25 protein-coding genes are annotated in these 26456 nt (G+C 71.4%); 20 read left to right on the forward strand and 5 right to left on the reverse strand.

From position 1 onward, the window contains the following. Positions 1-12: 12 nt before the first annotated feature. Together G9272_RS42965 and G9272_RS42970 are read right to left on the reverse strand one after the other, a co-directional pair. Complete coding sequence (locus G9272_RS42965) at positions 13-1254, reverse strand: bis-aminopropyl spermidine synthase family protein (protein WP_253268115.1); 1242 nt, start codon at positions 1252-1254, stop codon at positions 13-15. Between the two features lie 41 nt (positions 1255-1295). Then, positions 1296-2426, reverse strand: coding sequence for a BtrH N-terminal domain-containing protein (locus G9272_RS42970; RefSeq protein ID WP_171401602.1), 1131 nt, complete (start codon positions 2424-2426; stop codon positions 1296-1298). Positions 2427-2640: 214 nt separating this feature from the next. Between G9272_RS42970 and G9272_RS42975 the strand changes: the two genes are divergently transcribed. After that, entirely contained in the window at positions 2641-3021 is a 381-nt protein-coding gene (locus G9272_RS42975; protein WP_020129787.1) for an S-adenosylmethionine decarboxylase family protein, read from the forward strand. A gap of 10 nt (positions 3022-3031) precedes the next feature. Here G9272_RS42975 and G9272_RS42980 read toward each other — a convergent pair whose 3' ends face one another. Then, positions 3032-3727 carry an alpha/beta hydrolase gene (locus tag G9272_RS42980; protein ID WP_171401603.1) on the reverse strand — a complete coding sequence of 232 codons (696 nt, stop codon included), beginning with the start codon at positions 3725-3727 and terminating at the stop codon, positions 3032-3034. A 13-nt stretch (positions 3728-3740) separates the two neighbouring features. Continuing rightward, on the reverse strand, positions 3741-4814 hold the full coding sequence (locus G9272_RS42985) for a PIG-L family deacetylase (protein ID WP_171401604.1): 1074 nt from the start codon (positions 4812-4814) through the stop codon (positions 3741-3743). A gap of 119 nt (positions 4815-4933) precedes the next feature. On the opposite strand from G9272_RS42985, the gene G9272_RS42990 reads away from it, so the two are divergent. The 4 genes from G9272_RS42990 to G9272_RS43005 all read left to right on the forward strand — a co-directional run bounded on the left by G9272_RS42990 (position 4934) and on the right by G9272_RS43005 (position 9062). Further along, positions 4934-5578, forward strand: a complete 645-nt coding sequence (locus G9272_RS42990) for a hypothetical protein (RefSeq protein WP_171401605.1) — start codon at positions 4934-4936, stop codon at positions 5576-5578. Between the two features lie 89 nt (positions 5579-5667). Further along, positions 5668-6321: a 4'-phosphopantetheinyl transferase family protein gene (locus G9272_RS42995; RefSeq protein ID WP_253268116.1), complete on the forward strand. Its 654-nt coding sequence runs from the start codon at positions 5668-5670 to the stop codon at positions 6319-6321. A gap of 54 nt (positions 6322-6375) precedes the next feature. Continuing rightward, a complete protein-coding gene (locus tag G9272_RS43000; RefSeq protein WP_171401607.1) occupies positions 6376-8118 on the forward strand; it encodes a B12-binding domain-containing radical SAM protein in 1743 nt (580 codons plus the stop codon). Further along, a complete protein-coding gene (locus G9272_RS43005) occupies positions 8115-9062 on the forward strand; it encodes a Gfo/Idh/MocA family oxidoreductase (RefSeq protein ID WP_171401608.1) in 948 nt (315 codons plus the stop codon). Before G9272_RS43000 ends, G9272_RS43005 begins: the two co-directional genes overlap by 4 nt. Here the strand turns inward: G9272_RS43005 and G9272_RS43010 are convergent. Next, a complete protein-coding gene (locus G9272_RS43010) occupies positions 9044-10105 on the reverse strand; it encodes a radical SAM protein (RefSeq protein WP_171401609.1) in 1062 nt (353 codons plus the stop codon). The two genes, G9272_RS43005 and G9272_RS43010, sit on opposite strands and share 19 nt — an antisense overlap. Positions 10106-10446: 341 nt before the next feature. Between G9272_RS43010 and G9272_RS43015 the strand changes: the two genes are divergently transcribed. The 15 genes from G9272_RS43015 (at position 10447) to G9272_RS43080 (ending at position 26392) form a co-directional block, all read left to right on the forward strand. Beyond that, on the forward strand, positions 10447-11496 hold the full coding sequence (locus G9272_RS43015) for a 3-dehydroquinate synthase family protein (protein WP_171401610.1): 1050 nt from the start codon (positions 10447-10449) through the stop codon (positions 11494-11496). A gap of 8 nt (positions 11497-11504) precedes the next feature. Next, positions 11505-12356 (forward strand): shikimate dehydrogenase family protein, encoded by an 852-nt coding sequence (locus tag G9272_RS43020; RefSeq protein ID WP_171401611.1) that lies wholly within the window; start codon positions 11505-11507, stop codon positions 12354-12356. After that, on the forward strand, positions 12353-13504 hold the full coding sequence (locus G9272_RS43025; RefSeq protein ID WP_171401612.1) for an aromatic ring-hydroxylating oxygenase subunit alpha: 1152 nt from the start codon (positions 12353-12355) through the stop codon (positions 13502-13504). The genes G9272_RS43020 and G9272_RS43025 overlap by 4 nt, the downstream gene beginning before the upstream one ends. A gap of 94 nt (positions 13505-13598) precedes the next feature. After that, positions 13599-13850: a phosphopantetheine-binding protein gene (locus G9272_RS43030; RefSeq protein WP_020129798.1), complete on the forward strand. Its 252-nt coding sequence runs from the start codon at positions 13599-13601 to the stop codon at positions 13848-13850. 18 nt (positions 13851-13868) lie between these two features. Continuing rightward, the gene (locus G9272_RS43035; protein ID WP_171401613.1) at positions 13869-14615 is read left to right on the forward strand and encodes an FkbM family methyltransferase; all 747 of its coding nucleotides are present in this window, start codon (positions 13869-13871) and stop codon (positions 14613-14615) included. A gap of 40 nt (positions 14616-14655) precedes the next feature. Continuing rightward, positions 14656-16383, forward strand: a complete 1728-nt coding sequence (locus G9272_RS43040; protein ID WP_171401614.1) for a carbamoyltransferase family protein — start codon at positions 14656-14658, stop codon at positions 16381-16383. A 22-nt stretch (positions 16384-16405) separates the two neighbouring features. Continuing rightward, positions 16406-17614, forward strand: coding sequence for a DegT/DnrJ/EryC1/StrS family aminotransferase (locus G9272_RS43045; protein ID WP_171401615.1), 1209 nt, complete (start codon positions 16406-16408; stop codon positions 17612-17614). After that, a complete protein-coding gene (locus G9272_RS43050; RefSeq protein WP_171401616.1) occupies positions 17614-18684 on the forward strand; it encodes a Gfo/Idh/MocA family protein in 1071 nt (356 codons plus the stop codon). Before G9272_RS43045 ends, G9272_RS43050 begins: the two co-directional genes overlap by 1 nt. Further along, positions 18681-19901, forward strand: a complete 1221-nt coding sequence (locus tag G9272_RS43055; protein WP_171401617.1) for a DegT/DnrJ/EryC1/StrS family aminotransferase — start codon at positions 18681-18683, stop codon at positions 19899-19901. Before G9272_RS43050 ends, G9272_RS43055 begins: the two co-directional genes overlap by 4 nt. After that, a complete protein-coding gene (locus G9272_RS43060) occupies positions 19894-20553 on the forward strand; it encodes an HAD-IA family hydrolase (RefSeq protein WP_171401618.1) in 660 nt (219 codons plus the stop codon). Before G9272_RS43055 ends, G9272_RS43060 begins: the two co-directional genes overlap by 8 nt. Continuing rightward, positions 20550-21023 (forward strand): type II 3-dehydroquinate dehydratase, encoded by a 474-nt coding sequence (locus tag G9272_RS43065; protein WP_171401619.1) that lies wholly within the window; start codon positions 20550-20552, stop codon positions 21021-21023. Before G9272_RS43060 ends, G9272_RS43065 begins: the two co-directional genes overlap by 4 nt. Then, the gene (locus G9272_RS44860) at positions 21020-23161 is read left to right on the forward strand and encodes an AMP-binding protein (RefSeq protein ID WP_216377865.1); all 2142 of its coding nucleotides are present in this window, start codon (positions 21020-21022) and stop codon (positions 23159-23161) included. Before G9272_RS43065 ends, G9272_RS44860 begins: the two co-directional genes overlap by 4 nt. Then, the gene (locus G9272_RS43070) at positions 23158-24123 is read left to right on the forward strand and encodes an ROK family protein (protein ID WP_216377866.1); all 966 of its coding nucleotides are present in this window, start codon (positions 23158-23160) and stop codon (positions 24121-24123) included. The genes G9272_RS44860 and G9272_RS43070 overlap by 4 nt, the downstream gene beginning before the upstream one ends. After that, a complete protein-coding gene (locus tag G9272_RS43075) occupies positions 24120-24992 on the forward strand; it encodes a glycosyltransferase family 2 protein (protein WP_171401620.1) in 873 nt (290 codons plus the stop codon). Before G9272_RS43070 ends, G9272_RS43075 begins: the two co-directional genes overlap by 4 nt. Next, positions 24989-26392 carry a condensation domain-containing protein gene (locus G9272_RS43080; RefSeq protein ID WP_171401621.1) on the forward strand — a complete coding sequence of 468 codons (1404 nt, stop codon included), beginning with the start codon at positions 24989-24991 and terminating at the stop codon, positions 26390-26392. The genes G9272_RS43075 and G9272_RS43080 overlap by 4 nt, the downstream gene beginning before the upstream one ends. Positions 26393-26456 lie beyond the last annotated feature (64 nt).

Consider the following 26456-nt stretch of genomic DNA (forward strand, 5'->3'; position numbering starts at 1 on the left):
CCGATCGTGGAGTCAGGGCTGGATCCCCTGGGCGGGAGCCGGAGCCTGTTGGGGAGGTGCGGCTTGCTGGGCCGGGGTCGGGGGTTGTTCGGCCGGGGTGGTCGGGTCCTCGGCGGGGACGAGGCGGCCGGGGCGGAAGGGGCCTTTGCCGCAGTTGGGGCAGCCTTCCGTGCGCAGGGCGGCGACCGCGGTCCAGCGGGCGCCGGGTCCGACGCGCAGCCGGGTGTTGCATGCCACGCAGGTGTATTCGCGCTGCCGGGTCCGTTTGTCGCCGGTGTAGAGGGGGCCGCTGAACTCGCCCTCGTGGGAGGGGGCCGTGGAGGTGGTCGTGAGCAGGTGCTGGAAGAAGCCGACGCCGCCGAGGATGCCGCTGCCCTCGTACTCGTTGAAGTTGCGGATGAGTGCGTTGGTGACCAGGCCGAGTCCCATGATCTCCCGCTGCACCTCCAGCATCTCGTCCGGGCTCTTGCCGCCGAAGGAGAAGAAGATGCTGTGTGCGGGGCCGGGGCGCAGGCCCTCCACGGCGCGGGAGAGGAAGAGGCGGGCGCCTTCGGGGGTGTAGGGCGGGTCGGTCATGGCCACGTCGTGCTGCCCGCGGATCTCGGCGGGCAGCGGCAGGCGCAGGTCGTGTCGGACGGTCTCGACGCGGGTGCCGAGGCCGGCCGACACCTTCCGGATGTAGTCGAGGATCTCCGGGGAGATGTCCACGACGGTCACCCGCTCGACGATCGGAGCGCCGAGCACGTCGCCCACCACGGCGACGGCGAGGGAGACCAGGTCGTCGTCGCCGATCAGCAGCAGCGAGCCGCCCGGCAGCGCGCCCGCGGTGAGCAGCGCGAGGACCCGGCGGACCTTGGTCTCGGCCGTGCAGTGCGACTGGTCGATGGCCATGTCGGCGGCGGGACCCGACTCCATGAGGGCGCGCAGCCGCCGTACGGCTTCGTCCAGGACGTCGGGGATCACGAGCTCGCGCCCGTCGCAGGTGGTGCAGGTGGCGTCGAGGGACAGGTCCATGCCGAGCCGGGCGACGAGGTCCAGGCCGTCCTCGGTCAGCCGGGACGGGCGCTGGGTGGTGATGAATCCCCGGCGGCGCAGTTCGTTGCCCAGGGCGGCCACGATCGGGACGGGCAGGCCGGTCGCGCGGCTGAGGTCCTTCGTGGAGGCGGGCGCCAGACGGCGCAGCGCACGCAGGACGGACCGCACTCCGGGCGGGCCCTCCTGGAGCCGGACGGCTTCCGCGACTTCCGTGAGCACGGAATCCGCGGTGGCACGCCGGCGGTGTCGAGGCGCGTCCTTCACAAGGCAACTCCGGGCGGGCTGAGGGGATCGGGGCCGCTCAGTGTACGGTCGGCGGATTGTGGGCCCGACCCGGCGAGGGATTCCCGCAGTTTCGCGTTCCACTCTGTTTCCAGCGTCGCCGTCTCGGCGATGAGGTCGCCGATGCGCCGTACGGCCACGGATCCCTTCCGGAAACGCAGGAAGAAATAGTTCCGGGTCATCTCCCAGCGCCGGGAAAGGGCCTCCGCGTCGGCGGCCCGATCGTGCAGGGACGGGAGCGCGCAGGTCTCGGCGGCGGCCCGCAGGAAGCGCGCGTTCAGGGCGCGTTGGCTGGCCAACTCGCCGAACCAGGCGCTGACCTCGATCGTTCCCACGGGGCTGAGGGAGGTGAAGGCGTCCGGGGTGGCGCGCAGTTCGTCCGCGCACGCGGTCACCAGATCCGCGCCGGCGGCGGAGTGCGCGTTCCGGGCGACGGCGGAGCGGAACCGCTCCTGCTGCGTCTCCTTGCGTGTCTCTTTGTGCGCCGCCTTCTCGGCTTCCCCGGATTCGAGCGGGCCGGCCTTCACGACCACCGTGCGATTTCGCCAATCGGGGTCACCCCTGCGGGCTTCTCCGAGCGCGTCCGACGACATGGCGGTGAACAGCGTGCTGCTCTCCATGAAGCCGTCGAAGAGGGACCCCTGATAGCGGTCGACGATCCGCAGCGAACCGGCCCTTTCCTCGTCGTTGCCGTCCCCGGGGCGGATCACGATCCGGTGAGAATGATGCTGTTGACGGTGGAACGAGCTGTGGGGGACATGGAAAGTGTCCACCCAGGCGATGACCGGATGCCCCTCCAGCAGCCGAGCCCGAATATATTCCTCGGCTCGTCGCGAGTCGGCGTGATGCACGTGGTCGGCGGCCAGACCGTACCAGTCGTGCAGGATCTCCTCGGGTGTCCGACGCTGGATCCCGAGGTGTTCCACGGGCCATTCGGTGTCGACGGTGTCCGTCCTGCGGTGGTATCCCCAGTGGTCTCCCAGAACGCTCGGATCGTGACCGAGCCAGGCCGCCGTGATACCGAAGGTCGCCGAAATACAGTCAAGTGCCGAGAAATCCGGGTCCGTTGCGCCCTGCCGCTCCAAGAACTCCGCTCCTTCGTTGCTCATCGCCGTCCACAGTGTTCCGGCCAATCCGACGTGACCTCCCGTGGCCCCCTTGACGCGGGGTGCCCGCGCGTCCTACGGCGCGCCGGATGCTACGCTGCGCCCCGCCGGACCGTCAGTGAACCGGCCTCGCCGACCTTCCGCTACGGCCGCGCAGACCAGCACATCTCTATCGGAAAGGAGACGGGGGCGAGCGACCAGTGGCCCCCGGTTCCCCATGACCAACTCCAGCAGTCCCGCCACCGAGGAAATAAACGTCGACGATCTGTGCTCGTACGCAGTCGACGTATGGGTGAGCGACCACAGCATCCTGACCGACGAACAGCGCCTCCTCAAGATCCTGCGCACGGCCGCCGAAAAGGGAAACGCCACGGTACTCGGTGAGTCCTCGCACGTCTTCCCGAACGGTGCCGTCACCGCCATCCTCCTTCTCTCCGCCTCGCACCTGAGCATCCACACCTGGCCGGAATTCAGCCTCGCCAACATCGACCTGCTCGCGTACGGCCGCCTGAACGGCGAACGGATGATGCAGAGCGTGGAGTTGGGTCTCTCGCCCACGAGGATCAACGTGACACGCATGCTGCGCGCGGTGCACTGACCCGCACCGTTCACAGCCACCCCGAAAGCGACGCGAGGAACGCGTCGAAGCTGTCCCGGTGGATCGCGTGCGTGGCGTCCGGCACGGTCCGCACCTCGAACCCCCGCCGTGTCAGCTCCGCCCGCATCTCCCCGCTCACCAGCGTGCTCGGCTCCGCCGCCTGGACCAGGGAGCGGACGAGCGGCTTCGCCGGCATGTGATCGGCGGCCCGGTACGCGGAGAGGGCGAGCGCCGACCGCTCGTCCCAGGCGTCCAGCGCCGCCAACTCGGCCGCGACCTCCCGCTCTCCCCACTCCGGGCGCAGACTCCTGATGAGCAGCCGAGGCGCGCGCTTGAAGAGGGTGAAAACGGCCGGGTCGAGGGTGCCGTCCGGGCCGCCGAGCCGCCAGGCCGGCTCCGAATAGACGGCACGCTCCGGTTCCAGTTCCGCCACCGCGAGCGCCAGGGCCAGGGCGCCGAGCGAGTGGCCCAGCGCCAGCTCGGGGCCGCGGGGCAGCGTCTCCAGCAGGTCCTGTGCGAACAGGTGCGGCGCGTACGCCCCCCGGCCGCTGCCACCGTGGCCGCGCAGGTCCACGGCGAGGACGCGGTAGCCCCGGCCGGTCAGGACCGGGACCAGCTCGTGCCAGGTGCGGTGGTCGGCCATGAGGCCGTGGACGAGGACGGCGACGCGGTCGCCGGTGCCCCACTCCCGGGTGTGCAGTCGCATGCCGCGGCCGCCCTCACCCGGCCGCGGCGGCTTCCTCCGCCGCCGCGGACGCCAACTCCCCGAAGGCGTCGGCGGATTCCGGCAGCACCCAGAGGCGCTCCGCCCACCCCGGCGCGCCGAGCCGCCGGCCATGGCGGACGATGCGTTTCGAGACCGCCTCCAGAACCTGGAGCCGGTAGGGCCACAGCGCCTCCTGCTTGGTGCGTACCGCCGCCTCCGACGCCGGGATCAGCACCGGGACCGGCGCGGCCGCCGCCGGCCCGACCGCGAGCCGGCCGGCTTCGGCCGCGGCGTCCGCGAACAGCGAGTACGGCATGTCCTCGTAGAACGCGACCCGTTCGGGTTCCAGCGTCTTGCGGGCGATCAGTTCCAGTGCGGCCTGCCGGGTCAGGACGTGGTCGACATGCCCGCCCACGGCCAGCGGAACGAGCACCGGGCGCCCGCCCGCCACCTCGCCGGCCAGATCGGCGGTGACGCGCTCGAACAGCTCCGGCTCCGTCGCGCGGGCCGCGTCCACGGCGTGCGGCTCCAGGAAGTAGCCCTCCCGCCAGGCGGCCCGGTCGGCGGCGTCCAGGTGGCCGAGCACGGTCAACTCCGCGCCCAGTACCCCGCACGCCACCCGCTCCTCCTCCAGCAGCAGGCGCGAGGCGAGCGCGGGACGGCTCCGATAGTGCGGGTGGCGCGTCCAGGTCTCGTGCGAGAACACGTCCACCACCCGGCCGCCGAACCGGGCGAGCAGTCCGCCCAGGGCCAGTTGGGCGTCGTCCGGGTGGGGAGAGAGGAAGACCGGGGCGCTTGACGGCTGCGTGCGGGGCGGCGGAGCGGCGACCACCAGTCCCGCCGCATGCCAACCGGCGATCAACTCCCGTTCCAGGGAGGACCAGGAGCGGTACGGCCGGGTTCCGTCGCATGCGTGCCACAGTTCCGCGGCCGACGCGGGGAAGACGGCCGGATCGACCGGCTCGCCGAGGAACCGCACCTCGGCACCGTCGAACTCGGTGTGCGGCAGCCGAATCGGCCGGTCGTCCGCCGAGAGTGCGTGCGTTGTGCGCCGGACCAGGGGGGCGGGGGAGGGGCGCTCTGGCATGCGCAGGAGTGTAGACCAAGGGTCGATCATGGAACTATGGGAAGGAGAACGAGAGTTAGAGCACGCGACAGGTCTGTGATCCACTCCGTGATCCGCACGCGACGAGAGGCTCGAACAGCATGTACGTACTCACCCGGGGACTTGCCGCGCCCGATGCCGCCCGCTTGCGGGAGGCCTGTGAGCGCACCGCACTGCCGCTGAAGGAGGCGGCGGCGCAGGACCCGCGGGGAATGGCCGCGCATGTCGCCGACGACCTTCTCGTCGCCTTCGTGGCCGCCGAGGCAGACGGCTCGGCCCCGCTCGAACTGCGCGAGATCACCCGCGAAGGCGCCTACGCCGTGCTCGTACAGCCGACGCCGACCGCCAAGGGCACGCTGGCGGCGATCCGTTCGGGCGCCGGATTCGTCATGGCCGCGCCGCTGGGCGTCGAACGCCTCGTGTCCTTCCTGACCTATCTGCGGGACGTCGCCGCCCCCGCGTCCGCCCAGGTCCTCGACCTGGACGAGAACGGCGTGCTCACCACGCCGTCCGCGTCCGTGCGGCTGTCCGAGGCCGAGGCCAAGGCACTGCGCGCGCTCGCCGACCGCCGGGCCGTCATCGTCCCCCGGCCCGACCTGTTGCGGCTGACCGGCGAGGACCCGCGGGACGTCATCGAGGCGCTGCGGGCCCGGTTCCGGGAGGTCGGCTCGGGCGCCCAGATCCTCAAGGTGCCGCACATGGGGTTCCGGCTCGTCGGGGAAGTGCGGCTGAAGGCCACCGCGTGACAGCGGCGGACCGTCCGCCGCGCCCGGTGCAGGTGTGGTGGGCCCGCCTGGCCGACGCACGCCCGGGCCTGGTCGGACTGCTCGATCCCGTGGAACTCGCCCGCTACGAGGCGACGGTCGACCACGACAACAGGCTCCGCTTCCTGGCCGGTTGCGCGGTCAGCCGGGTGGTGCTCGGCGAACTGCTCGGCCTGCCGCCCGCCGACGTGCCCCTGCGGCGCGTGTGTCCGCGCTGCGGCGGACCACACGGCAAGGTCACGCTCGACGTACCGACCGGGAGCGTCCACGCGGACGTCCGCTTCTCCGTCTCGCACAGCGGTGACGTGATCGGGCTCGCCGTCTGCCGAGGCGCGGACGTCGGGCTCGATGTCGAGGACGGCGCCGGCACCGATGTGGAGAAGGTGGCTCCCCGCGTCCTCACCGAGACGGAACTGGCCGCCCTGTACGCCCGCCCGCCCGCCGAACGGACGCCGGCTTTTCTGCGCTACTGGACGCGCAAGGAATCCGTGCTGAAAGCGATCGGCGTCGGCCTGCGCGTTCCGCTACGCCGCCTGGAGGTATCGGATCCCAAGCTGCCGCCGGCCGTGTTGAGTTGGCCTGAACAGATGGATGCCTGCCATGAAGTGCGCATGGCGGATACGGTGGTCGATACGACGCACCCCGCGTCGGTCTCGGTGACGGGAACAACCGAAGTGACACTCGTGCGCCACGACACCTCGGCGATGCTCCGGGCGTGGCGGTGACTCCGCTTATTTGCATCGACTTCTTTATGGACCACGGGGAAGGGTTAGGGTCAGATGTCGGACGTCGTGCTGTTGACTCCGCGTGAGATAGCCACGGGGGCACTCAGCCTGAACAACCAGAACGTGACCGTCACCGACGAGGAGTACGTCCAACTCGACCCGGCACTGCGGATTTTCTACGAGAAGGTCCGGGAGAATCTGGGCCTGGCCTGCATCACCGGATATCTGCGCAACGCCGGACACTCCGTCACATCGCTGAATCTGCACGGCCGTACGCCCAGCGATGAGGCCATCATCGAGCTCATCCGCCGGGAGCGCCCCCGCTTCATCGGCATCAGCATCATGTACGACCTGCACATCATCGACGCCATCCGGCTCATCCGGTGTGCGCGGATCGCGGACCCGGACGTCTTCATCGCCATCGGCGGCGCCTTCTGCACCTACAACGCGAAACTCATCGCAGAGCAGGTACCCGAGGCCGACTGCGTCACCTTCGGTGAGGGCGAGTTGACGGTCGTGGGCATCATGGACCGGCTGACCGCCGGGACCGACTGGCGGGAGACGCCAGGGCTGTTCTACCGCGACGGCGACCGGGTGCGCACCAGCGGTATGCCCGTGCTGCCCGACCTCGGCAACCTCGTGTGGCCGGCCCGTGACGTGCTGGAGTACCACAAGGCGGCGGGCATCGCGACGCCCGTGGCCTCCACGTTCACCAGCCGAGGCTGCCACGCCAAGTGCACCTTCTGCTACGCGCCCCGCCAGCCCGGCGTGGTCGACGGCTTCTGGCGGATGCGGCCGCCCGGTGACGTCGTCGACGAGATCGAGTACCTGCAAAGGGAGTTCGGGACCCGTTTCATCTGGTTCAACGACGACAACTTCGGTGGGGCGTTCGGCGACGGTTTCGCGCATGCCGTCGAGTTCGCCGAGACGGTCCTCAGCCGTGGTCTGAAGTTCCAGTTCCACTGCGAGTTCCGGGTCGACTCCGGGCTGATCGACCACGAGGCTCTCGACCTGCTGCACCGGGCGGGACTCTCGTCCGCCCTGCTGGGCATCGAGTCCGGGTCGCCCGGCATGCTGCGGCGGTTCAAGAAGGGCACCACGGTGGCCTACAACCTGGACGCGGCCCGTATGTTCAAGCGCAAGGGCCTCGGCCTCGATCCGGGCTGGATCATGATCGAGCCGAAGACCACCATCGACGAGCTCTGGGAGAACCTCGAGTTCATCGTGGCCGCGCGGATCCACGAGGCCGACAACCCGTTCTTCCTGATCAACCGTGCCATCGCACTGCGCGGCACCGAGATGTACGACAAGATCGAGGAGCCGCTGCCGCTGGCCGACATCGAAGGCCTGGAGGGCGACGCCTACGAGATCCTGCGCACCGCTCGTCGTGACTACCGGGTGCCGGACCCCCGCGTCGAGGCCCTGTGGAGCGCGTGGAGCGAGGTCGGTGAGGAGATCAGCGACCGCAAGGAGAACGTCCTGCCGTTCATCGCCCAGAAGATCGCCCTGGGCGCCCGTCGGCTACGAGGCACCGAGCACAACCCGCGCGCCTTCCTCAGCCGGCTGCGGGCCTGGCGCAACGGGCTGCCGGAGCTGTTCCTCGCCTTCATGAACTACGGACTCGTCCTCGCCGAGACCGACCCGCCGGACCTCGCCGCACGGCTCACCGCCGACCTGCGGGACCTGGTGGCCGACTACGACGCCGAGCACCTCGGCGAGTCCTTCCAGGAGTTCGGCGAGCGGGTCGAGCGCGTCTGCGGCGCCGAGGCCCTCGTCGCGGCGGGAGTGGGCCGATGACCCTGCGCTACGGAGTGGTCGGCTGTGGTCGCGTCTTCCAGCGCTATCACCTGCCCGCCGTCACCGACCACGAGGACTACACCTTCGTCGCCGCCTGCGACACCGACGCCGACAGCGCGCGCTCGGTGCTCGGCGCGGCGGCCGACGGCGTCCTGGTCACCACCAGCCTGGAGGAGTTCCTCAGGGTCGGCAGGCCGGACGTGGTGGCGGTGTGCACCCCCAACGACGCCCACACCGAGCCCGTGCTGGCGGCACTCGCGGCCGGTGCCCACGTCCTGTGCGAGAAGCCGCTGGCCGCCGACGTGTCCGAGGCGCGCCACCTGGCCGGGGCGGCGGGCGCCGACCGGCTCGCGGTCAACCTGCCCTACCGCTTCCACGAGCTGGTGCCGGCGTTCCTCAAGGCGCTGCCCGAGGGCCCCTGTGAGATCACCCTGACCTTCACCACGGCCGGCCAGCGGCTGTGGCGGCCGGTGACGAACTGGTACGGCGACGCGGCGCGGGCCGGCGGCGGGGCGCTGGTCGACCTCGGTGCGCACGCCCTGGACCTGCTGATCACCGTCTTCGGCCGGCCCCGTCCGGTCGCCTGCCGGGTCGACGCGGCCGGCGTGGAGGAGCGGGTGGTCGCCGACCTGGAGTTCCCGGCCGGTCACGCGAAGCTGCGCATCGATCGCCGCAGCCGGGTCATGGGCCTCACCCTGGAGGCCACCGCAGGCAATGGCGAGAGCACCGTGCTGGACCTGCGGCGCGGCGAGGTGCGCAGCGCCGCGGGCACCGTCACGGCCGAGGACCGTCGGCCCGAGCTGGCGGCGATCCGCGGCTTCCTCGACACGGTGGCGGGCCGGGCCCGGGGCCGCACGGTGGCCCCGGCCCAGGCGCTGGAGGTGCAGGAACTCATCGCGGCGCTGTACGCCGACGCCGAGTGCGATCAGGAGCTGACGCTCTGAGAGACGCCCTGCCCGGTTGCGGGGGCGTCGGATATGACCGGCCGGAACGTCTCCTTCAGCTCCCGCAGCCGGGCGCGTGAGCGCTCTCCCGAGTACAGGTGCGTCGCGCCGATCTCCTCCTCCGTGATCCGGTCCAGGAAGAACAGGTTGATGACGTCGGACGGCGTGGCGCACGTCTTGCAGAAGCTGAACCGCGGCCGGTCGTGCATGAACAGGTCGTAGTGCTGGTGCGAGCCGTACTGGTCGAGCAGCAGCTTCCGGTCCTGCGCCAGGTTGCCCATCGGTTTGACCCAGGCGTGCGGGCATGCGGAGACGTCGCCCTGGCCGAAGAGCTGGGCCATGGTCGCCGTGACGAAACAGCCGAGGGTGCGCACGTTCGTCTTGAGCTGCTCGGCCATGTGCTCGACGTAGGCGCGCGGCGGCAGGACGTCCGCGAACTCGTCGTAGTGCTCCACCAGCGGCATCAGGTGGTCGCCGGGCGGCGGGCCCATGCGCTCGGCGGTGTCGCCGCGCACGGGGAAGAAGTACAGCGTGGTGCTGCCCGCGACCTCGTCGCGCAGGTACCGGGCGAACTCCAGCTGGCCCGTGTAGTTGGCGTCGGTGAGCACCGACTGGATGTCGATGCGCAGCCCGGCCTCGGCCGCCGCGTGGAGACTGCGCATGATGACGTCGTGCAGCTTCGCCTGCTTCGGGGGCAGGCGGTGCCGGTTCAGTTCCAGCGTGTGCCCGTCCAGGGAGATGTTCAACTGGACGTTGCCCATGGCCGCGAGGGCCTCGATGCGCCGCTCGTTGAGAAACACGCCGTTGGTGATGACCTGGACGGTCTCGTAGCGGCGGCTGGCCTCCTGGACGAACTCGGTGGACCCCTTCAGCCAGAAGAACTCACCGCCGGAGAGCCGCAGAATGGGCGCGTCCACGTGCTCGTGGTACATGTCCAGTATCTCGTGCCAGTCCTGACGGCGATCGGTGGTGAGCCGCAGCCGCGCGTCGGGCACGTTCATGAGGAGGTTGTACTCCTCGGTGAGGCAGTAGGAACAGCGCATTTGGCAAAGCTGTTCCTCGATGACCATGTCGTTCATCAGGAACGGGAGTCGCCCGCCTTCTGCCGCCGAGGCGGTAAGTGCGGCACGAAACTTTTCCTTAAGGCGCATGAAATTCCCCGTTTTGCGGTCGGCTTGAGATGTGCGGCCAGGTCGCTCGACCTGTCAACCCTAACTGTTCGTCAACCACACGGCTATAGGACCGAGTTGGTGCTCGCCGAGCGTGAAACACTCTGTACATGTGCAGAACTGACGGTCCGCACGATTGAGGGGTGGACCTTGATCCGCACCGTTGGCTAGCATGCCGTCGGTGAAGGCCGGACAGCCACGGGGGCACTGAAGGCATGAGCGCAATCCGCCGTATCGACGTCACACTGAAAGACCACGACTACGCCGTCCACGTCGGATCCGGCGCCCGTCGGCTGCTGCCCGCCGTCCTGGAGGAACTGGGCGTCGGCCGCGTCGCCCTCGTGAGCGCCGTACCGGAGAGGGAACTTCCCGATCCCGGTGTGCCGTTCACGGTCGTGCCGGTGGCCGACGGCGAGCGGCACAAGACGCTCGCGTCGGTCGAGTCGTACTGCCGCGCCTTCGTCGAGGCGGGGCTGACCCGGTCCGACGCCGTGGTCGCCTGCGGTGGCGGCACCACGACGGACACCGTCGGCCTGGCCGCCGCCCTCTACCACCGCGGCATCAAGGTCGTACACCTGCCGACCACCCTGCTCGCCCAGGTCGACGCGAGCGTCGGCGGCAAGACCGCGGTCAATCTGCCCGAGGGCAAGAACCTGGTCGGCGCCTACTGGCAGCCCAGCGCGGTGCTGTGCGACACGGACTTCCTGCGCACCCTGCCCCGACGCGAACTGCTCAGCGGCTACGGGGAGATAGCCCGCTGCGCCTTCATCGGAGCCGGCGATCTGCGCGGCCTCGACCTGACCGAGCAGATCGTGGCGAGCGTGACGCTGAAGGCGTCGGTCGTCGCCCGCGACGAACGCGACCAAGGCCCGCGCCACATCCTCAACTACGGCCACACCCTCGGGCACGCCATCGAGCGCGCCACCGACTACGCCTGGCGACACGGCGAGGCGGTCGCGGTCGGCACCGTGTTCGCCGGGCTGCTCGCGGGCCGGCTGGGCCGCGTCGGCCAGGACCGGGTGGCCGAGCACCGGGAGATGGTGGAGAGCTTCGGACTGCCGACCTGGCTGCCGTCCGGCGTGCCCGTGACCACGCTGGTGGAGCTGATGCGGCGCGACAAGAAGAAGGGGAAGGACGCCGACGCCGGGCTGACGTTCGTCCTGGACGGCCCGCGTGGGGTCGAGCTGGTGCCCCGGGTCGACGAGCACCTGGTCTCCTCCGTCCTGGCGGACCTGCCCTCGGGCCCCGCCCCCACCCCGGCCTGAGGAGCGCCATGCCCGACGCCCCGCCCGGCCCGAGCGCCATTTCGGGCACGACCCGGCTCTACGTGGTCCTGGGTGACCCGGTGGCCCAGGTGCGCGCCCCCGGCCTGCTGAACGACCTGTTCGCGCGCACCGCGCGGGACGCGGTGCTGGTCCCCGTGCACGTGGGCCCCGACGACCTCGAGGAGGTGATGCGCGGACTGCGCCACATGCGCAACCTCGACGGCATACTCGTCACCGTGCCGCACAAGATCGAGGTGTGCCGGTACGCCGACCTGCTGGGCCCGGCCGCCGAAGTGGCCGGAAGCGCCAACGCCCTGCGCAGGAACCCCGACGGGACCTGGCTCGCCGACAACTTCGACGGCGCCGGCTTCGTCCACGGACTGCGCGACAACGGCCACGACCCCGCGGGCACGACCGTCGCCCTGGCCGGAGCCGGCGGCGCCGGACGGGCCGTCGCCGCCGCCCTGCTCACCGCCGGCATCGCACAACTGCGGCTGTACGACCCCGACTCCACCCGCCGGGAAGACGTGCTCGCCCGGCTGGAGGCACGTTGGCCGGGTCGCGTGACGGTCGGCGCGGAGGGCGACTTCGACGGCGACGGCGTCGACATCGCGGTGAACGCGACCCCGCTGGGGATGCGACCCGATGACCCGCTGCCCTTCGACCTCGCACGCCTGCCGCATACCTGCGCGGTCGCCGACATCATCATGAAGCCGGCCGAGACCGCCCTGCTCAAGGCCGCACGGGACAGCGGCCGGCCCGTGGTGCACGGCCGCCACATGCTCGACAGCCAGGTGCTCCTCTACGAGGAGTTCTTCGCACTGCACGCACCGGAACGAAAAGGGAGGTTGGAGCCGTGATCGACCATGCCCAGGCCGTGGCCCTCGCGCAGCGGGCCCTGGCGCACCTGGAGGCCGGCACGACGGACCAGGCCGAGGACGTGCTGCGGGTCCCCGTCACGGAGTACCTCGACCCCGACCGGTGGCAGCGGGAGATCGACGTCGTCTTCAAACGGGTCCCGCTCGCTCTCGCGTTTTCCGTCGAGCTCCCGGGCGCGGGCTCCTACAAGGCCCTGGACGCCCTGGGCACCCCGGTCCTGCTCACCCGTGGACAGGACGGCGTCGTACGGGCGTTCCTCAACGTCTGCCGCCACCGCGGCGCCCAGCTGTGCCCGGCCGGGACCGGCACCCGGCACCGCTTCCGCTGTCCGTACCACGCGTGGGTGTACGACGATCAGGGCGGTCTCGTCGCCGTGCACAAGCCCGGCACCTTCGGGGACGTCGACACCGCCGAGCTGGGGTTGCGTCCGCTGCCCGTCGTGGAGCGCCTCGGCTTCGTGTGGGTGTGTCTCACCCCGGGCGCCGCGATCGACCTGGACGCCTGGCTCGGGGACTACGCGCGCGAGCTGGAGCGGCTCGAACTCGACAAGTGGCACGTCTACGAGCAGCGCGAACTGGCCGGGCCCGGTTGGAAGGTGGCCTTCGACGGCTATCTGGAGAGCTATCACATCCAGGCGCTGCACCGCACCACGTTCGCCCCGACGTCCACCTCCAACCTGATGGTCGTGGACTCCTTCGGGCCGCACCAGCGGATCCTGTACCCGGTCAAGTCGCTCCGGACGCTGCGGGACGTCCCGGTCGAGGACTGGGACCCCGCTCCGCACTGCGGCACCGTCTACACCGTCTTCCCCAACGTGTCGATCGCCGGCGCCTGGGAAGGACACGGAGTGGTCTCCCAGATCATGCCCGGCCCGGGCGTGGACCGAAGCAGCACCGTGCAGACCATCCTGACGCGCGTGCCCCCGGTCACCGAGGAGGACCGGCGCTACACGGCGGAGTTCAGCGAACTCGTCGAAAGGGGCGTGGCGGACGAGGACTATCGCACCGGATTCGACGTACAGGCGGCTTTGTCCTCCGGGGCGAATACGCACTTTTTGTTCGGACGCAACGAGTTGGCGTTGCAGCATCACCATCGCTGGTTGGACCGCCTGCTTGCAGAAGCCAACTAGTCTGTCCACAAGTGTTTTTGAGGCTTAGTCAGGATGGACAGCCTCTGACCCACCGACTAGATTGTCACTCGTCCGAACGAATGAAAGGCTGTCTGTGAACCGCGACGAAGTGCTCCAGGAGATCCACCAAATCGCCAAGGAGTTTGCCGCCTCCAGTGGTCGTACGGTGAATGAGAACAGCAGCAACTTCCTCGAAGCCTATGGATTCACCTCGCTGGACGCGCTGGAGTTCCTGCTTCTCCTCGAGGAGCGCTTCGGTGTGACGTTCGAGGACGAGGACCTCACCGAGGACACGCTCACGTCCGAGGACCGGCTGGCCGACTACGTCGTCGAACGTCTCGGCTGAGCGCCGGAGCCTCGGTCTATGACACCCCCCAAGCTGACGGAAGTCGCCGAGGGATTCTCCGTGCACGCCGTCAGCGCGCTGGACGCACGCTTTCTGTACCGCGAGATGTTCGAAGGCGGAACCTACGCCGGTATTTCCCTTCCCGACGAGCCGTTCGTCATCGACGTCGGGGCGAACATCGGGCTCTTCACGCTCTTCGTGAAGCAACGGCGGCCCAAGGCCCGCATCGTGGCCTTCGAACCGCTGCCCGAACTCGTCGCGGCTCTGCACGCCAACGTGGCGGAGTTCGGTCTCCATGACGTGTCCGTGCACGAGACGGCCCTGGGGAGCGAGGCGGCGGCGGGTGTGTCCTTCCGCTACTACCCGCTGCTCCCCAGCAGTTCGACGCTGTACCCGCAGGATCAGGGGCAGTTGAGGGAACTCCTGGGCAAGAGCTTTCCGCCGCGGGTCGTGGAGCGGATGTTCCAGGGACGCGAGATCACCGTCACCGTCGACCGGCTCTCCCGCCACATCGGCACCGACCGGCCCGTGGATCTCTTGAAGATCGACGCGGTGGGCTCCGAACTGGAGATCCTCCGGGGCATCGACGTGGGCCTGCGTCCCCTGCTGCGCAACGTGTTCATCGACGTCCAGGACGTGCACGGCCGGGTCGCCGAACTCTGTCTGTATCTGCGGGAGATGGGCCTGGAGCCCAGCGTTCTGAAGCCGCCGATGGCGGACGGGGACGACACACTGAACCACCTGATCCACGCCGTGCGGCCGTGACACAAGGAATCCTGCGAGCTCGAAGAGGGGAAACACGGGGATGCTGACTCTCGGCCTGGGCGGGTCCAACCACGACTTCGCCGCGTGCCTCGTCTCGGACGGCGTCATCGCCGCCGGAATCGAGGAAGAGCGGGTACGCCGGGTCAAGTACTCGGTCGGAGTCAACTCGCTGTTCAACGAGTCGTGGCGGTACTGCCTCGACATGGCGCAGGCACGCCTCGCGGACGTCGACGTCATCGTCGCCGACGACACGCTGCTGGCGCCCGCGTACTTTCCCTTCCGTAAGCGCATCCACCTGATACGCCATCACATGGCCCACGCGGCCAGCACCTTCTTCCCCTCGCCCTTCGAACGGGCGGCCATTCTCGTGGTCGACGGAGCCGGCAGCCTGATCGACGACCAGGGCGTGGAAACCCTCACCACCGCCGTCGGCGAGGGCACCACCATCACCGAGCTGTCCAAGGTGCTCGGCACCAACTGGTCCACCGACGGCCTCAGCGCCCTCCGGGTCTACCAGGCCGGCGACAGCGACCACTCCCTCGGCTACATGTACAAGGCGGTCAGCAAGGCCATCGGCTTCGTCCTGTACGAGAACGAGTACGAGGGCCGCCACTGGTACCTGTCCGAAGACGGCAAGACGATGGGCCTCGCGCCCTACGGAACCCCGCGCTACTGCAAGGAGTTCCGCGAGTACCTCACGCTGCTGCCCGACGGCCGCTACGAACTGCACCTCAAGAACGGCGGACTGCTCGACTTCATCGAGCACGCCCTCGACGGCTACGCGGGCGACGAACGCTTCGCCCGCGCCGCCGATCTGGCCTACGCGGCCCAGGACACGCTGGAGGAGGCCCTCCTGCACGTGGCCCGGCGGCTGCACGCGGACACCGGGCTCACCGACCTGTGCCTGGCCGGCGGCGTCGCGCTGAACTGCGTGGCCAACGGCCGGCTCCTGCGCGAGACCCCCTTCGAGAACGTCTTCGTGCAGCCCGCCGCGGGCGACGGCGGCTGCGCCGTCGGCAACGCCTACTACGGCTACCACGTCATCGCCGGACAGCCCCGCGAAAAGCCCGCTCGCACCGCCCAGCGCCACGCCTACCTCGGCCGCACCTACGACGACTCCGAGGTGCGGGCCGCGCTCGACGCCTCCGGACTGCCCTACCGCAAAGTGGACGAGCCGTCCCGGATCGGGGCCGAACTGCTCGCGCAGGGCAAGCTGCTGGGCTGGTTCACCGGTGGGTCGGAGTTCGGGCCGCGCGCCCTGGGCCACCGCAGCATCCTGGCCGACCCCCGGCGCGCCGAGATGAAGGACATCATCAACGCCCGCGTCAAACACCGGGAGCCCTTCCGGCCCTTCGCCCCGGCGGTGCTGCGCGAGCACGCGGCCGACTACTTCGACCTGGACATCGAGTCGCCGTACATGCTCATCGTGGCCCCGGTCCGGCCCGAGAAGCAGGGCGAGGTCCCCGCCATCGTGCACGTCGACGGCACCGCCCGGGTGCAGACCGTGACAGCCGAGGACAACGGCGCCTACCACCGACTGATCGCGCACTTCCACCAGTTGACCGGCGTTCCGGTGGTGCTCAACACGTCGTTCAACGACAACGGTCAGCCGATCGTCGAGACCCCGCAGCAGGCCCTCGAGTTCTACGGCGGCAGCCGGCTGGACTGGATGATCATGGAAGACTACGTGGTGGCGCACTCGGCCGACGACCTGGACGCCCTGGCGTCCTCCCCGTCGCCGGCGACCGGCAGCCCCGCCAACGACTGACACCGACTGAGAGGGACGCACTGTGGCTCTGGCACTCGACGGTGGCAATCCGGTCCGCCGCCACGACTTTCCGGCCTGGCCGTACCACGACGACACCGAGCGCGCGGCACTGATCCGCGCGGTCGACCAGGGCCAGTGGTGGCGAGTCGGCGGCTCCGAGATCACCTCGTTCGAGGCGGAGTTCGGCGAGTACCACGGCGGCACGACGCTCGCCGTCACCAACGGCACACACGCCCTGGAACTCGGCCTGGAGCTGCTGGGCCTGAAGCCGGGCGACGAGGTGATCGTGCCCGCCTTCACCTTCATCTCCACCTCCATCGCCGTACAGCGGGCGGGCGGCATCCCGGTCCCGGTCGACGTGGACCCCGTGACGTACTGCCTCGACCCGCAGGCCCTGGAGGCCGTCCGCACCCCGCGGACGCGCGTCGTCATCCCTGTGCACATGGCCGGGCACGTCGCCGACATGGATGCCATCGGTGCCTGGGCGGCCCGGCACGACGTCGTCGTCTTCCAGGACGCCGCGCACGCGCACGGCGCCGTCTGGTCCGGCCGGCGCATCGGCGACTTCGGCACGCTCGCCGCGTTCAGCTTCCAGAACGGCAAGCTGATGACGGCGGGCGAGGGCGGGGCACTGCTCCTGCCGTCGCAGGAGTGGTTCGACGAGGCGTTCGCCCGGCACAGCTGCGGCCGGCCCCTCGGCGACACGCACTACGAGCACCGCACCCCGTCGTCCAACTACCGCATGACGGAGTTCGCAGGCGCGGTCCTGCGGGCCCAGCTGGGGCGGCTCGCCGAGCAGAACGCGCGCCGCGAGAGCCGCTGGAAGACGCTGTCCGCGGCGCTGCGCGAGATACCCGGCGTGGTCCCGCAGGGCCGCGACCCCCGCTGTGACCTCAACCCGCACTACATGGCCATGGCCGCCCTGGACCCCGCAGCGCATTCCGGGACCGACCGCGACCTGGTGGTCAGGGCGCTGGTCGCCGAGGGCATCCCCGCCTTCGTCAACTACCCGCCGGTCTACCGGACGCAGGCCCACGAGGCGCTGCGCGGCAACGGACTGCCGGACACGGCCGAACTCGCCGAGCGCAACCCGGTCAGCGAACACCTGGGCGCGCACGGCTTCTGGCTGCACCACCGGGTGCTGCTCGGCACGGACGCCGACTGCGCCGATGTCGCGGAGGCCGTGGCCAAGGTGCTGTCCGAGCTGGCGGGGAAGAAGCGTTCGGCTTGATGAGGGTCGCCGTCGTCGGGCTGGGCTGGGTGGCCCGCGAGGTATGGCTGCCCCGGCTGGTCAAGCACCCGGACTTCGAGGTCGTCGCCGTGGTGGAGCCGCGGCCGGAGGCCGTCGAGCGGGCCACCGCCCTGGTGGGCGGGGCGCGGGTGTACGGCGGGTACCAGGAGCTCGGGCCGGACGAGGCCGACCTCGTCTTCGTCCTCACCCCGAACCACACCCACGGCACCCTCGCGGGCCATTTCCTGCGCCAGGGCCTCGCCGTCTTTCTGGAGAAGCCCACCGGTACCGACTTCGGCCACCTGCGGCTCCTCGAAGACGCGGCCCGCGACGGCGGGGGACGACTGCTGCTGTCCACCGCCGCCCGCCACCGCACGGACGTGGGGGAGCTGGCGCGCCTTGTCGCGGACGGGGCGCTCGGCACGCCCCGCCTCGCCGAGCTGAGCTGGGTCCGCTCCCGGGGCATTCCCGGCAGCGACTGGTTCGCCCGCCGGGAGACGGCCGGCGGCGGCGTCCTGGTCGACCTGGGCTGGCACGTCATCGATGTTCTCCACCATCTGTGGGGCGCCTCCGGCGTGCGCCACGCCACCGCTCTCGCCTCCTGCGACTTCCTCACCCGTGAAGGCTGGGGCGCGGACTGGCACGCCGGCACGGCCGCCCTCGGGAACGCCGACGTCGAGGACCAACTCACCGCCCTGGTGGCCACCGAGCGATACGGCATGCAGCTGCGCTTCGCCTGGGCGTCGCACGAGACGGTCGACCGCACCCGGCTGGTGCTGCACGGCACCGCGGGCACCGCCGAGCTGACCACGACGTTCGGGTTCAGCCCCCGACGCGTGACCGAACCGACGCTCACGCTCCGCCAGGAAGGCGGAGAGCGCCGAGTGCCGCTGCCGCCGGCCGGCGTCGGCGACGAGTACGACCAGCAACTCGACGCGCTGGCATCCGAACTGGCCCGGGCCGACGCCACGGGCCGGGCCCTGCGCGAGGCCCGTGAAGCCCTCGCCGTCGTCGAGGCCTGTTACCGCGCCACGTCCGCCCGCTGGACAGCACCGGAGACGAATTCATGACTGCATCCCTGTCCGAGCCCACGACGCTGCGCTACGAGCCGCTGCGCGGCCTGGCCCTGTGGGGCGAGGAGGAGAAGGCCGCCGCGCTCGACGTGCTGGAGAGCCGCTCCCTCTTCCGCTACTACGGTCCCGCGCTCCAGCACCGCGTCGAGCGGTTCGAGGAGCGCTTCGCCGCCCTTCACCAGGCACCCCACGCCGTCGGCGTGTCCTCCGGCACTGCCGCCCTGACCTGCGCCCTGGTCGGCCTGGGGATACCCGAGGGCGGCGAGGTCATCGTGCCGTCGGCGACCTTCGTCGGATGCGTCAACGCCGTCGTGGCCGCACGCGGCATCCCCGTCTTCGCCGACATCGACGAGTCGCTCACCCTCGACCCCACGGCGTGGGAACAGCTCGTCACCGAGCGGACCTTCGCGGTGATGCCCGTCCACCTCAACAACGCCGCCGCCGACATGGACCCGATCCTGGCCGTCGCCCGCAAGCACGGCCTCCGGGTACTGGAGGACGCCGCCCAGGCCTGCGGGGTGAGCTACCGGGGACGTCCGGTGGGGTCGATCGGCGACGCGGGCGCCTTCAGCTTCCAGCTGGAGAAGAACATCACCGCCGGCGAGGGCGGCGCCGTCGTCACGACGGACCCCGACGTCCACGACCGCGCGGTCCGTTACCAGGACCAGGGCGGGCAGTTCACCACCTCGCGCAGCGGCGAGCGCGGCGGCGGCGCCGGTGAGGCCTTCCTCGGCGCCAACCTGCGGATGACCGAGATCGCCGGCGCCCTGCTGTCCGTCCAGCTGGAACGGCTCACGCCGATGCTGCGACGGCTGCGCGACATCGCCCGGACCGTCCGAGCCGACCTTGCCGACCTGGAGCTCGAGTGGCGGCGGCTGCCGGACGAGGAGGGCAGCGGCGGCGATCTCACGGTCCTGCTGGACAACCGCATGGCCGCCCGTCGGTTCGTCACCGTACTCACCGCGGCCGGCATCCCCGCGGCCACGCTCTACTCGGGCCGACTCGTCCAGCAGAACCCCGCCGTCCGCGCCGGCCGCACCGCCTGGGGCACCGCCTGGGACGCCACCGCGCGCCTGCGCGCCAGCGAGGCCGTCCTGGGCCGGTCCGTCACCGTCGGACTCGGCGCGACCATGACGGACGACGACGTCACCCATCTGACGGCGAGCCTGCGGACAGCGGCCGAAGCCGTCCGAAAGGGAGCGAACGGTGAGTGACCTCAGGCCGCGGGCGGTCGTCCTGGACCTGGACGGCGTGCTCATCGACAGCATCCACGTGATGCGCAGGGCCTTCCAGCGCGCCTACGACCTCACGGTCGGCGACGGCGAGGCACCCTTCGAGGAGTACCTGACCCACCTCGGGCGGCACATGCCCGACACCCTGACGATCATGGGCCTGCCCGCCGGGATGTACGAGCCGTTCGTCGTCGAGAGCCGCAAACTCGTTCACGAGATCGAGCCGTGCCCCGGCGCCGCTGAGCTCCTCGCCGGACTGCGCGAGGCGGGCGTGCCCACCGCCGTGGCCACCGGCAAGACCCATGGCCGTGCCGTCGAGGCCCTGGCGGCGACCGGCCTGCTGGACCTGGTGGACGCGGTGTGCGGCAGCGACGAGGTGGCTGAGGGCAAACCGGCTCCGGACATCGTCCTGCTCGCCCTGGAGAAGATCGGAGCCTCCGCCGAGGGCGCCGTCATGGTCGGCGACTCCGCGCTGGACCTCCGGGCCGGCCGCGCGGCCGGCACCCGGACGGCCGCCGGTCTCTGGGGCCAGGGCGACCGGGAGGAACTGCTCGCCCACCAGCCCGACCTGGTGGCCGGCTCGTGCGCCGAACTGGCCGCCCTGCTGCACCGCCGTGAAGGGATCCCCGCGTGACCATCGCCTCGACCTCCCGTGACCTGCTGCTGCTCAACGGCCCCAACCTGGGCACGCTCGGCACGCGCGAACCCGGGATCTACGGCACCACCACCCTCGCCGAGGTGGAGGAGGCCGTGGCCGAGCTGCTGGCCCGCGGAGGATACGGACTGCGCAGCGAACAGCACGACGGTGAGGGCGAGTTGATCCGGGCACTGCACAAGCACCGGGACACCGTCGCCGCGATCGTCAATCCCGGCGCGCTGATGATCGCCGGCTGGAGCCTGCGCGACGCCCTCGCCGACTACCCGGCGCCCTGGGCCGAGGTGCACATCTCCAACGTCTGGGCCCGCGAGTCCTTCCGGCACAACTCCGTCGTCTCCCCGCTCGCCGTGGGCGTCATCGCGGGCTTCGGCACCCACGGGTACGAGCTCGCCGCGCAGGCACTGGTGCGCCGGCTGGAGACGGCGGCGCAGGGTACGGCGAAGTGACGGCCGCGGACCTGTGGGAGGCGTTCTCCCGGGCGGACCTGGACCCGGACGCACTCGCGCTGGGTGATCTGACCCGCCGTACCGCCGTCGCACGGGTGACAGAGCTGGCCGAACGGCTGCGCGCACAGGGCGTACGGCCCGCGGAAGCCGTCGGACTCCAGGGGCCCAACCAGCCGGAATGGGTGCTGGGCCTGCTCGCGCTGACCGCGGCGGGCGCCTGCCCCCTGCTGCTGCCCACGGACTCGCCACCGGCGGAGACCCGCAGGCTGCTGAGGACTGCCAGGGCCCGCCGGACGCTCGTGGCGGACCACGACGAGGCCGACTGGACGGTACTGCGGGCGGCGGACGACGAGGCGAACGGGGCGCTCGTCGGTGACGGGATCACCGCTGCCGACGCGGGCTCCGATACGGCCGCACACACCCCGGGCACGGTTCTGCTCGTCTCCTCCGGGTCGACCGGGACACCCAAGCTGGTGGCGCGGTCGCCGCGTTCCGTGCTCGACGAGGGCGTGCGCTACCACCGCGCCGGTCTGGCGCGGCCCGACGACTCCGTACTGCTGCCGTTGCCGTTGAGCCACGCCTACGCGCTCGGCTGGCTGGCCGGCGCGCTGGTGGCCGGGGCGCACGTGGACCCGGTGCCGCCGCGTGCCGTCGGCGCGGTGCACACCCGGCTGCGCGAGCGGGCGACGGTCCTGGTCACCGTGCCCGGCCTGGCCCGTGTCCTGGCGCGCCGCCGGGCCCTGGCCGACGACGCGCCCTTCCCCGCGCTGCGCCGAGTGATGGCCGGCGCCGGATACGTGGACGCCGAGCTGGACGCGCTGTGGACCCGCACACTCGGTGTGGGCGTCTCCCGCAACTTCGGCTCCAGCGAGACGGGCTCCGTACTGTGGGGGGACCCGGGACTGCCGTCGGGAGCCGTCGGCCGTCCGATGCCCGGCGTTCGGGTCGACCTGCTGGACCCCGACGGCACGCCCCTGCCCGGCCAGGGCGCGGTCCAGGGCGAACTCGCCGTCGTCCTGGAGGACGGCTCGACCCACCGACTGCACGATCTCGCCGATCGCGACGAGCGGGGTGTGCACCGCATCCTGGGCAGAGCCCGGCTCGGAGTGGTACGCCGGGGGGCCCGCTGGGTCTCCACGATGGAGGTGGAGTCGGTGCTGCGGGCGGCCCCCGGAGTCGCCGACGTCTCGGTCACGGCGACGGGACCGGACGACTCGGACGACCAGGGTCTCACCGTCGAGTACGTGCCCGCCGACGCCGAACTGGCCGCACCGCAGCGGGTGCAGGCGTATGCCCGCACCGAACTGGCCGCGTACAAGGTGCCCGACAGCTTTCAGCCGCGCTACCGGCTGCGCCGCTCCGCCGTCGGCAAGGCGCAGGCGGCCCCCGTGTACCGCCTCGCACGCGCCGCCGCCCGCCCCGGCGACACAGCCGAGCAGGTCCTGGCGGCGGCCCTCACCGAACTCGGCCTGCCCCCGCGCCTGGCCGACGGCGGCACCGCCGCCGACCTGGCCCGGACGGCGGGGCTGCGCGCGGACGTGCTGTCGTCCGTGCTGGACACCGCCTGCGCAGTGGGGCTGTTGGTCACGGACACCCCATCCGCGGGTACTCCGGACGCCTGGTCGTATGCCCCGGACGTCGTGTCGGCCGGCCGGACCCTGGCGGCCCGGGTGCGCGGCGAAGCGCCGGGCGAGGCACCGCGGCTGCCCGCCGGACCCCCGGCACCGGAGAGGGCCCTGCGCGCGACCGTCGAGGCGTTGCTCGCCGAGGTCGCCGTCGACGGTGCGCTCCTGGAGATCGGCGCCGACGGAGCCCCGACGGCGGGCGAAGCGGAGTACGGCGCCTGCGTGGTCCTCGGCGGTGTCCACGGCCCGGCTGCCCAACTCGGCTCGCTGGCCGCACTGCTGAAGCCGAAGGGCCTGCTCGTGGTGGCCGACGCCTTCGTGCCCGACCCGCTCGCCCTCACCGACGCGACGAGCCGTACGACGGTCGTCCGCTGGCTTGTCGACGGACACCTCCACTGGTGGACCACGCAGGAGCTGCGGGGAGGCCTGGAGGCGGTGGGGCTGCGGGTGGAGGAGAGCCACGGTGTCGAACAGGCGCCGTACGCGATCCTCGCGGCCCGGAAGCCGTCGTGACCGGTACCCGCCCGCGCACGGACTCCGGTACGGCGGCCGGCATTCTCGCCGTGGACATCGGAGGCACCAAGCTCGCCCTGCGCGCGGTCGCCGCCGGTGCGGCCGTGTACGAGCGCACCGTGCCGTGGCCTGTCGGCGGTGACGCGGGAGTCGAGTCGGAGCTGCTGGAGGCGTCCGTGGCCGAGGCGGTCGGCGCGCTGGGGGAGGCCCCCGTCCGTATCGGCGTGGCGGCGGCGCCCAATGTCGGAGTCGACGGGACGGTCGTGAGTTGGCCCAACCGGCCCGGCTGGGTGGGCCGTTCGCTGCGCGCGCCCTTCGCGGGCAACGGCGCCGAGGTCCTGTTCGGCGACGACGCGACGCTCGCCGCGCTGGCCGAGGCCCGCTCCACGGGCAGTCGTGACCTGGTCTACCTGGGCATCGGCACAGGCGTCGGCGGCGGGCTGGTCAGCGGTGGCCGACTGCTGACCGGCGCCTGGGGCACGGCGGGCGAGCTGGGCCACCTGGTGGTCGACCCGGAGGGCCCGCACTGCCGGTGCGGCACCCGCGGCTGCCTTCAGGCCGCGGTCTCGGCCGAGGCGCTGGCCGCGCACGCCTGTGTGGACCGTGGACTTCCCACGACGACCGCCGAGTTGGTGGCGGGCGTGGACCGCGCCGAACCCTGGGCGGAGCGCACCCTCGATCACGCGGCCGACTCGATCGCCCGCGCGTTGCGGGTCCTCGTGGAGCTCGTCCAGCCCGCGCAGGTACGCATCGGCGGCGGCCTCGGAGCCGCGCTCGCGCCCCTGCCCCGACGGATCGCGCGGCGCCTGGCCGCGACCGGCCGCCCGGGCCGGCCGCTCCCCGAGGTCGGACCGGCCGTCCATGGTCCGCACTCCTCCCTCGCAGGCGCCGCCCTGCTGGCCGCCCACGGCACGAGCCTGCTCGGTGGGTCGGACCTGCTCCGCGAGGGGAGCCCGACATGACCCGGCCGACGGTCAGCGTGGTCATCCCCACCCGCGACAAGGCGGACAGTCTGCGGCTCGTCCTGGCCTGCCTGGCCCGTCAGGTGTGCCCGGAGCCCCACGAGATCGTGGTCGTCGACGACGGTTGCACCGACGGCACCGCCGACGTCGTGGCGGCCGCCACCGCACGGCTGCCCCTGCACACCGTGCCGGGACCGAGGGCGGGCCGCGCGGCCGCACGCAACGCCGGGGCGGCCGCGGCCCGGGGCCGCCTGCTGATCTTCCTGGACGACGACATCCTGCTCCCGCCGCCGGCCCTGGCAGCCCACGTCGCCGAGCACACCGGCCGGGAGCCCGCCTGCGTCCACGGTCCGGTCCGCGAACTTCCCGCCGCCCGGCGTCTGCTGGCCACCGACCCGGACGAACTCCTTCCCGATCCCCATGCGGCGGCGACGGGCGGCCGGTTCGGGCGCACGGTGGCGAACGCCCTGGAAACCTTGGTCACCCGCATGGCGGAGGGTGAACTGGAGGCGGTGGCACCATGGTTGACCTGCATCGGCGCCAACACCTCCATGCCGCACGGGCTGTGGGAGCGATCCGGGGGCTACGACGAGACGTTCGGTACGACATGGGGGTGCGAGGACCTCGAACTCGGCCTGCGCCTGTGGTCGTCGGGGGTCGGGATGCGCCTCGCTCCCGCCGCACCGGGCGTGCACCTCACCCACGAACGCGCCGACCGCTGGGAACAGCACACGGTGAACCTCACCCGGTTCACCGAGAAGCACCCCGTGCCCGCCGTACGCGCCCTGCCGGAGCTGCTCGGTCCCTCGGGAAGCAGCCGCCGGTACGTCGCGGCCGTACGCACCCTGGAAGAGAGCGCCCACCCATGATCCACCAGGCCCGGACCCACCCTCCCTCGGCCGGTCTCGCCCCGCTGCCCCTGTTCTCCCGCCAGGACTGGTGCTGGGAGTGGACCCGCAGCTACACCGGTGACTCCACGCCGATCGAGTCGTCCGAGACCCTGCTGTTCCAGGGCCCGCTCGACACGGGAGCACTGCGGGACACGCTGGCCGAGATAGGTACCCGGCACGAGGCGCTGCGCCTGCACCTCGTGGCAGCCGCCGGGCCGGACCCGTCCGCGGCCTGGCCCGGACAGGCGCTGCGGCCCGAGCCGGGACCGCTGGACACCGTACGGGTCGCGCCGCAGGAGCGTGTGGCGGAGGTGACCCGGGTCCTCTCGCGACCTCTCGACCTGACGGACCGCATGACGCGCACGACCCTGGTGCGCACGGCCGAGGAGGAGCACGTCCTCGTCGCGCAGTTCCACCACCTGATCTTCGACCGCACGTCCCACCTCCTCTTCCGGGAGCTGCTCGCCCACGGCTACCAAGAGCGCGTCTCACCGGGCCACGGCATCGCCAAGCGCCGTACCGAGCACGCGAGTTATACCGGGCTGATCAGCGGGGAGCACACGCCCGAGGTGCGCTCCGCCGTGCGGGGGCGGGCAGCCACCCTTGCCGGGGAGCTGCGGGCGTACGGTGCGGCGGACCCGCTGGCGGGCGACGCCGGGGCGGTCGTCGCCGGGGCGGAGTTCGGCTCCGTACCGCTGACGCTGACCGCCGAGCGGACCCGGCTGTTGCTGCGGCGCTCGCGTGCCGAGCGCGTCACGCTGCACACCGTCCTGCTGGCGGCCCTCGGTCACGCTGTCGCCACGGAGTACGAGCGGGACCGCCTGGTGTGCTCCGTATACACGCATGGGCGGACCTCCGCGAGCGCCCGCGAGACGCTCGGTCTGTTCAGTACCGTGGTCCCGGTGCCGGTCGACACGGAGTTCCGGTCCCTGTCGGTGTTCGTCAAGGCCGTCCACGGCAGCGTCCGGCGTGCCTCGGACCGCGCCGACCTGCCGTTCAGTGAGGTCGCCTCCCGCGTCCTGGACCGCCCGCCGGGCGACGGGGCCTACTACCGCAGCGCTCTGGCCCATCTGGAACTGCGGCTGAGCGGAGTGACCGGCTGGCTGCCGGAGGAGCCGGACCGACCGCTGCCGTTGCCTCCCGGGCTCACCGTGACCCCGCAGGGCCTGGATCCCGACCACCCGTTCCCGGTCTTCGCCGGCCCCGAGCAGGCGCTGGCATGCGCCAGCACCCTCTTCGCCGATCTGGACATGGCGGACGGGGCTCTCACCGGCTCGCTGTGGTACGAGAACCACTACCACGACGCCGGAAGGGCGGCACGGGTGGGCGAGATATTCATGCACTTCATTGAACGATTGATCGAAGAGGACACGCAGTGAAGCGCACGGTGATGTTCCGTCAGAAATGCGTACTGCAAGGGATATTGCCGAAACCTGGCGGATA

Source organism: Streptomyces asoensis, assembly GCF_013085465.1.
GTDB lineage: Bacteria > Actinomycetota > Actinomycetes > Streptomycetales > Streptomycetaceae > Streptomyces > Streptomyces cacaoi_A.